This window comes from Streptomyces sp. 7R007, from assembly GCF_054850255.1.
Genome location: NZ_JBTWMV010000114.1, coordinates 1 through 6921, shown reverse-complemented (window position 1 = coordinate 6921; position 6921 = coordinate 1). Strand labels below are relative to the sequence as shown.

Here is a 6921-nt window from a genome sequence, read left to right as displayed (position 1 = left end):
CCACGGCGAGCAAGCCCCGTCCCCGGTCAGCGACCGTTGAACGCGTCCTTCAGGCGCGAGAACAGCCCTTGCTGGCCCGGCTGGAACTGGCCCTGGGGGCGTTCCTCGCCGCGTAGTTTCGCCAGTTCTCGCAGGAGGCGTTCCTGTTCGGGGTCCAGCTTGGTCGGGGTCTGGACCTCGACGTGGACGACGAGGTCGCCCCGGCCTCCGCCGCGCAGGTGGGTGACGCCGCGGCTGTGCAGCGGGATCGACTGGCCGGACTGTGTGCCGGGCCGGATGTCGACCTCCTCCAGGCCGTCCAGCGTCTCCAGCGGAACCTTCGTGCCGAGGGCCGCCGCCGTCATCGGCAGGGTGACCGTGCAGTGCAGGTCGTCACCGCGGCGCTGGAACATCGGGTGCGGCAGCTCGTGGATCTCCACGTACAGGTCACCGGCCGGACCGCCGCCCGGACCGACCTCGCCCTCACCGGCGAGCTGGATGCGCGTGCCGTTGTCGACGCCCGCCGGGATCTTCACGGTGAGCGTGCGCCGGGAGCGCACCCGGCCGTCGCCCGCGCACTCGGGGCACGGGGACGGCACGACCGTACCGAAGCCCTGGCACTGGGGGCAGGGACGGGACGTCATGACCTGGCCGAGGAAGGACCGGGTGACCTGGGAGACCTCACCCCGGCCGCGGCACATGTCACACGTCTGCGCGGACGTGCCCGGCGCCGCGCCCTCACCGTTGCAGGTGGTGCAGACGATCGCCGTGTCGACCTGGATGTCCTTCGTCGTGCCGAAGGCCGCCTCGTCGAGCTCGACCTCCAGCCGGATCATCGCGTCCTGGCCGCGCCGGGTGCGCGAGCGCGGCCCGCGCTGGGACGCCGTACCGAAGAAGGCGTCCATGATGTCCGAGAAGTTCCCGAAGCCGCCCGCGCCGAAGCCGCCCGCGCCGGCCCCGCCGGACTGCGAGAGCGGATCGCCGCCGAGGTCGTAGACCTGCTTCTTCTGCGGGTCCGACAGCACCTCGTAAGCGGCGTTGATCTCCTTGAACCGCTCCTGGGTCTTCGGATCGGGGTTGACGTCCGGGTGCAGCTCGCGCGCGAGCCGCCGGAAGGCCTTCTTGATCTCTTCCTGCGACGCGTCGCGGCGCACGCCGAGAACGGCGTAGTAGTCCGTGGCCACTTACGACTCCGCCAGGATCTGTCCGACGTACCGTGCCACTGCGCGTACCGCTCCCATCGTTCCCGGATAGTCCATGCGGGTCGGTCCGACCACGCCGAGCTTGGCGACTGCCTCGCCGCCCGAACCGTAGCCGACCGACACCACGGACGTGGAGTTGAGTCCCTCGTAGGCGTTCTCGTGCCCGATACGCACGGTGACGCCCGAATCCCCCGCCTCGCCAAGCAACTTGAGGAGCACGACCTGCTCCTCCAGTGCCTCCAGCACCGGCCGGATGGACAGGGGGAAGTCATGTGCGAAGCGCGTCAGGTTGGCGGTGCCGCCGATCATCAGCCGCTCCTCGTTCTCCTCGACGAGCGTCTCCAGGAGGGTGGAGAGCACCGTCGAGACCGTGCCCCGGTCCTCGACGTCGAAACCCTCCGGCAGGTCCTCCACGAGCCGCGGCACGTCCGTGAACCGCCGCCCCGCCACCCGGCTGTTGAGCCGCGCGCGCAGATCCGCGAGCGAGGCCTCGCCGAACGGCGCCGGGCAGTCCACCATGCGCTGTTCCACCCGCCCGGTGTCCGTGATCAGCACCAGCATCACCCGCGCGGGCGCGAGCGAGAGCAGTTCCACGTGCCGGACGGTGGAGCGGGTCAGCGACGGGTACTGCACGACCGCCACCTGCCGCGTCAGCTGCGCCAGCAGCCGCACGGTCCGCGCCACCACGTCGTCGAGGTCGACGGCCCCGTCCAGGAAGTTCTGGATCGCGCGCCGCTCGGGCGCGCTCATCGGCTTGACCCCGGCGAGCTTGTCGACGAACAGCCGGTAGCCCTTGTCGGTGGGGATGCGCCCGGCGCTGGTGTGCGGCTGGGCGATGTACCCCTCGTCCTCCAGGGCCGCCATGTCGTTGCGCACGGTCGCCGGGGACACACCCAGGTTGTGCCGCTCGGTGAGGGCCTTGGAGCCCACCGGCTCCTCGGTGCCGACGTAGTCCTGGACGATGGCGCGCAGTACCTGGAGCCGTCGTTCACTCAGCATCTCGCGCACACCTCCAGAAGTCGTCCCCTCGGCGCTTCGCCTGGCACTCTGTCCTTTCGAGTGCCAGCGTTCACCGGCCCAGTGTACGGCGGTGGGGTACTCGGTGGGCAAGGTCGGTCCTGCGGGAGCGGGTCGTACGGCTAGCGTCGCCGTATGACGGTGACTTGGGAAGAGCTGGGGTGGCAACGGGTCGCGGCGGGGGTCGGCCGGTGCCGGCTGCCGGGCTGGGACTGCACGGCGGGGCTGGTCGTCGGGGACGGGACGGCGCTGGCGGTGGACGCCGGGTCGAGCCTGGCGGAGGGGGCGCTGCTGCGCTCCCGGGCCGAGGAGCTCACCGGTCACCGTGTGACCCATCTCGCGCTCACCCACCCCCATTTCGACCACGTCTTCGGAGCGGCGGCCTTCGCGGGCGCCGAGGTGTTCGGCGCGGTCGGGGTCGAGACGGCGCTGACCGGGCGGCACGCGCGCGAGGAGCTGCGCGCGGACGCCGAGCGCAACGGGCTGGACGCGCGGCTGGCCGAGGAGGCGGCGGACGCGCTGGTGCCGCCGCGCCACCACGTCAGCGGCGAGTGGACGCTCGACCTGGGCGGCGGCCGGCAGGTCCTGCTGGCCAACGTGGGTCCCGGGCACACCGCCCACGATCTCGCCGTGCTGGTCCCGGGCCCGCCCGAGGTGGTCTTCTGCGGCGACCTGGTCGAGGAGTCGGGGGAACCGCAGGCGGGGCCGGACGCCGTGCCGTCGCACTGGCCCGCCGCCCTGGACCGGCTCCTCGCCCTCGGCGGCGAGGACGCGCTGTACGTGCCCGGTCACGGAGCGGTGGTGGACGCGGCCTTCGTGCGGGCGCAGCGGGACGCCCTCGCGGCACGTTTCGGCGTGTCTACGTGATCACCCGCCCGCTTCTCCTATCGTCATCCGAATGCGCCAGTACTCCGCCGACCTGACCCCGCCGTGGAAGAACCCCAGGCCCGTCCCCGAGGTGCCGGCGGAGCCCGGGCTGGTGGTCGAGGAGCCCGGTACCGGTTTCTGCGGCGCGGTGATCCGCTGCGAGGCGGGCACGGTGACCCTGGAGGACCGCTTCGGCAAGCACCGGGTCTTCCCGCTCCAGCCGCGCGGGTTCCTGCTGGAGGGACGGGCGGTGACCCTCGTCCGGCCGTCCGGACCGGCTCCGGCACGGCCCACCCGTACGGCGTCCGGCTCGGTCGCCGTGCCCGGCGCACGCGCGCGCGTGGCCCGCGCCGGGCGCATCTACGTCGAGGGCCGGCACGACGCCGAGCTGGTGGAGAAGGTGTGGGGCGACGACCTGCGCGTCGAGGGCGTGGTCGTGGAGTACCTGGAGGGCGTGGACGACCTGCCGTCCGTCGTGGCGGACTTCGCGCCCGGCCCGGACGCCCGGCTCGGCGTCCTGGTGGACCACCTGGTGCCGGGCAGCAAGGAGTGGCGGATCGCCCAGGAGGTGACCAGCGAGCACGCCCTGGTCGTCGGCCACCCCTACATCGACATCTGGGAGGCGGTGAAGCCGTCGTCCCTGGGCATCGACGCATGGCCCCGCGTCCCGCACGGCCAGGACTGGAAGACGGGCGTGTGCCGGGCCCTGGGCTGGCCGCCGGAGAACACCGGGGCGGTGTGGCAGGCGATCCTGAAGCGGGTGAACTCCTACAAGGACCTGGAGCCGGAGCTGCTGGGCTGTGTCGAGCGCCTGATCGACCACGTGACCGTGCCCTGACGCCTCCGCGGCCGTCGGTCCGGCGGGACCGGTGGGCCGCTCTCCGCCGTCGCGGAAGTGATCCGTCGATGAGCTCGTCTACGCGGCCGGGGAGCGGCTCGTGCTCCCGCCGCAGCGGGGGTCGGCCTCTCAGTCCACCAGGTCCCGCACCACCGCGTCCGCCAGCAGCCGCCCCCGCAGGGTCAGCACGGCCCGTCCCTCCTCGTACGGGGCCTGCTGAAGGAGCCCGTCGGACAGGGCGCGGCGGGAGGCGCGCAGGCCGTCCTCGCGCAGCAGGTCCAGGGGTATGCCGTCGCGCAGCCGCAGCTCCAGCAGGATCCGCTCCACCCGCCGGTCCTCCTCGGACAGCAGCTCGCACCCGGCCCCCGGCGACCGCCCCGCCGCCAGCGCCGCCGCGTACGCCCCCGGGTGCTTGACGTTCCACCAGCGCACCCCGCCCACGTGCGAGTGCGCCCCGGGGCCGGCGCCCCACCAGTCGGCGCCGCGCCAGTACAGCTCGTTGTGCAGGCAGCGGGCCCGGTCGGAGGTGGCCCAGTTGGAGACCTCGTACCAGGCGAATCCGGCCGCGGACAGCAGGTCCTCCGCGATCAGGTACCGGTCCGCGTGGACGTCGTCGTCGGTCATGGGGATCTCGCCGCGGCGGATGCGGCGGGCGAGCTGCGTGCCCTCCTCGACGATCAGGGCGTACGCCGAGACATGGTCGGGTCCGGCGCCGAGCGCCGCCTCCAGGGAGGCCCGCCAGTCGTCGTCGGACTCGCCCGGGGTGCCGTAGATCAGGTCCAGGTTGACGTGCTCGAAGCCCGCCGCACGCGCCTCGGCGACGCACGCCTCCGGCCGCCCGGGGGTGTGGGTGCGGTCGAGGATCCTCAGCACGTGCTGCTTCGCGCTCTGCATGCCGAAGGAGATCCGGTTGAAGCCGCCCTGGCGCAGCACGGACAGGTACGCCGGGTCCACCGACTCCGGGTTCGCCTCCGTCGTCACCTCCGCGTCGGGCGCGAGGCCGAACTCCTCGCGGATCGCCCCCAGCATCCGCACCAGGTCACCGGCGGCGAGCAGGGTCGGCGTGCCGCCGCCCACGAAGACCGTGCGCACCGGGCGCGGGTCGTCGCCGAGCACCTTGCGGGCCAGGCGGATCTCGTCGACGAGCGTGTCCGCGTAGTTCTCGCGGGAGGCGAGGACGCCGCCGGTGCCGCGCAGCTCGGTGGCGGTGTAGGTGTTGAAGTCGCAGTAGCCGCAGCGGGTCGCGCAGTACGGAACGTGCAGGTAGAAGCCGAGGGGGCGGTCGGCCGCCCCGGCGAGCGCGGAGGCGGGCAGGGCACCGTCGGCGGGGACGGGCTCGCCGTCGGGGAGTGCGGAGGGCATGTCCTCCATTGTCCCGTACCCACCGCACTCCTCACTCCGCCTGGAGCACCAGCAGCGCCAGGTCGTCCCTCGCCGCGCCGCCGCCGAACTCGTGCACCAGCCGCCGGATGCGCTCCGCGACCAGCCGCGCGCTCAGCCCGGCGCACCCCGCGAGCGCCGTCGCGAGCCCGTCGCCGTCGTCGAACTGGCGCGCGCCGCAGCGCCGCTCGGTGACGCCGTCGGTGACGCAGAGCAGGGTGTCACCGGGGTGCAGGACGAAGGTCTCGCAGGTGTACGTCTCGTCCTCGACGACCCCGAGGAGGGTCTGCGGCCGCGCGGTCGTACGGACGCGGCCGTCGGCGCCGAGCAGCAGCGGCAGCGGGTGTCCGGCGGAGGCGAGGGTGCAGCGCACGCCGCCGTCGAAGGGGACCAGCTCGCCGTAGAGGAGGGAGAGGAAGCGGGTCTGCGGGCCGGGGTCGGGCACGGGCGGGAGCGTCAGGACGCCGGCGGCGGCTTCGGCGGCCTCCAGGGCGTCGTCGAGGAGGAGGCGGTTGAGGCGGTCGAGGACGTCGGCGACGCGGTAGCCCTCGCGGGCCAGTAAGCGCAGCCAGGGTCTGGCGACGCCGATGACGACGGCGGCCTCGGGGCCCTTGCCCTGGACGTCGCCGAGGGCGAAGCACCAGCGGCCGTCGCCGACCGGGAAGAGGTCGTAGAAGTCGCCGCTGGGGCCGCCCTGGTCGCAGGGCTCGTAGACGAGGGCGCTGCGCACGCCGGGGATCTCGGCGACGGCGGTGGGCAGCAGGCCGCGCTGCAGGACGCGGCTGATGGTGGCCTGGCGGGCGTACTGGCGGGCGGCGCCGACGGCGAGGGCGACGCGGCGGCTGAGGTCCTCGGCGAGGCCGGTGATCTCGTCGGGGAAGCTGAGCAGTCCGGCGCGGCCGAGGACGAGCGTGCCGAGGGGGCGGCCGCCGGCGATCAGACGGTAGGCGAGGGCGGCGCCGTGCGCGTCGAGCGCGTCGGCGGGCCAGGGGTACGGGACCGGGCCGGGCGGCGCGCCGTCGGGCCGCCGGGGCGGTTCCTTCTCCAGCGCGCGGCGCAGCTCCTCGATGCGGGTCTCGCTGCTGTGCCACACCCGGACGAGCCGGGGGCCGCCGCCCGTGACACCGCTGGCCTCGTCCTCCAGCCACACGGCACACCAGTCGGCGAGCCTGGGCACGATCAACTGCCCGGCCAGCGCGGCGACATGACTCTCGTCCAACTGCCCGGCCAGCAGATCGGACGCCTCGGCGAGGAAGGAGAGCGCGCCGCGGTTCAGCCAGTCGGGGGACGGGTGCGAGTGGAGGGGGTGGTGAGGGGCGGAGGTGTATGGGTTGCCGGTGGGGGTGGGTTGCGGGAGGTGGTTATGACGGTCGGGGTGGCGCCGGGACGGGGTGGCCGGGAGGGGGAGGAGACCCGTGTGCTCGGCAGACTCGGCGGACCCGGCGGGTTCGGCAGACCCGGCTGGTTCGGCAGACCCGGCGGACCCGGCAGCTTCGGCGGACCCGGCGGACCCGGCGCACTCGGCGCACTCGGCGGACTCGACCAACCCCGCGGAGTCGGCGGACCCGGCGGACCCAGCAGGATCGGCGAACCCGGCAGCTTCGGCCGACCCGGCGGACCCGGCAGCTTCGGCGGACC

At 73.8% G+C, this 6921-nt stretch carries 6 protein-coding genes; 2 read left to right on the top strand and 4 right to left on the bottom strand.

Annotated features, from left to right (window positions below; genetic code table 11):
• Positions 1-26 precede the first annotated feature (26 nt).
• Entirely contained in the window at positions 27-1163 is a 1137-nt protein-coding gene (gene dnaJ, locus ACYF6T_RS44065) for a molecular chaperone DnaJ (RefSeq protein ID WP_461703622.1), read from the bottom strand.
• Positions 1164-2180, bottom strand: a complete 1017-nt coding sequence (gene hrcA / locus ACYF6T_RS44060) for a heat-inducible transcriptional repressor HrcA (protein WP_461703621.1) — start codon at positions 2178-2180, stop codon at positions 1164-1166.
• A gap of 153 nt (positions 2181-2333) precedes the next feature.
• Between hrcA and ACYF6T_RS44055 the strand changes: the two genes are divergently transcribed.
• Both ACYF6T_RS44055 and ACYF6T_RS44050 read left to right on the top strand, forming a co-directional pair.
• On the top strand, positions 2334-3065 hold the full coding sequence (locus tag ACYF6T_RS44055) for an MBL fold metallo-hydrolase (protein ID WP_461703620.1): 732 nt from the start codon (positions 2334-2336) through the stop codon (positions 3063-3065).
• A 31-nt stretch (positions 3066-3096) separates the two neighbouring features.
• Complete coding sequence (locus ACYF6T_RS44050; RefSeq protein ID WP_461703619.1) at positions 3097-3903, top strand: DUF3097 domain-containing protein; 807 nt, start codon at positions 3097-3099, stop codon at positions 3901-3903.
• A 129-nt stretch (positions 3904-4032) separates the two neighbouring features.
• Here the strand turns inward: ACYF6T_RS44050 and hemW are convergent, their stop codons facing one another.
• Together hemW and ACYF6T_RS44040 are read right to left on the bottom strand one after the other, a co-directional pair.
• Positions 4033-5265 carry a radical SAM family heme chaperone HemW gene (gene hemW, locus ACYF6T_RS44045; protein ID WP_461703618.1) on the bottom strand — a complete coding sequence of 411 codons (1233 nt, stop codon included), beginning with the start codon at positions 5263-5265 and terminating at the stop codon, positions 4033-4035.
• Positions 5266-5296: 31 nt separating this feature from the next.
• The coding region (locus tag ACYF6T_RS44040) for a PP2C family protein-serine/threonine phosphatase (RefSeq protein WP_461703617.1) at positions 5297-6921 on the bottom strand (1625 nt) is incomplete at its 5' end.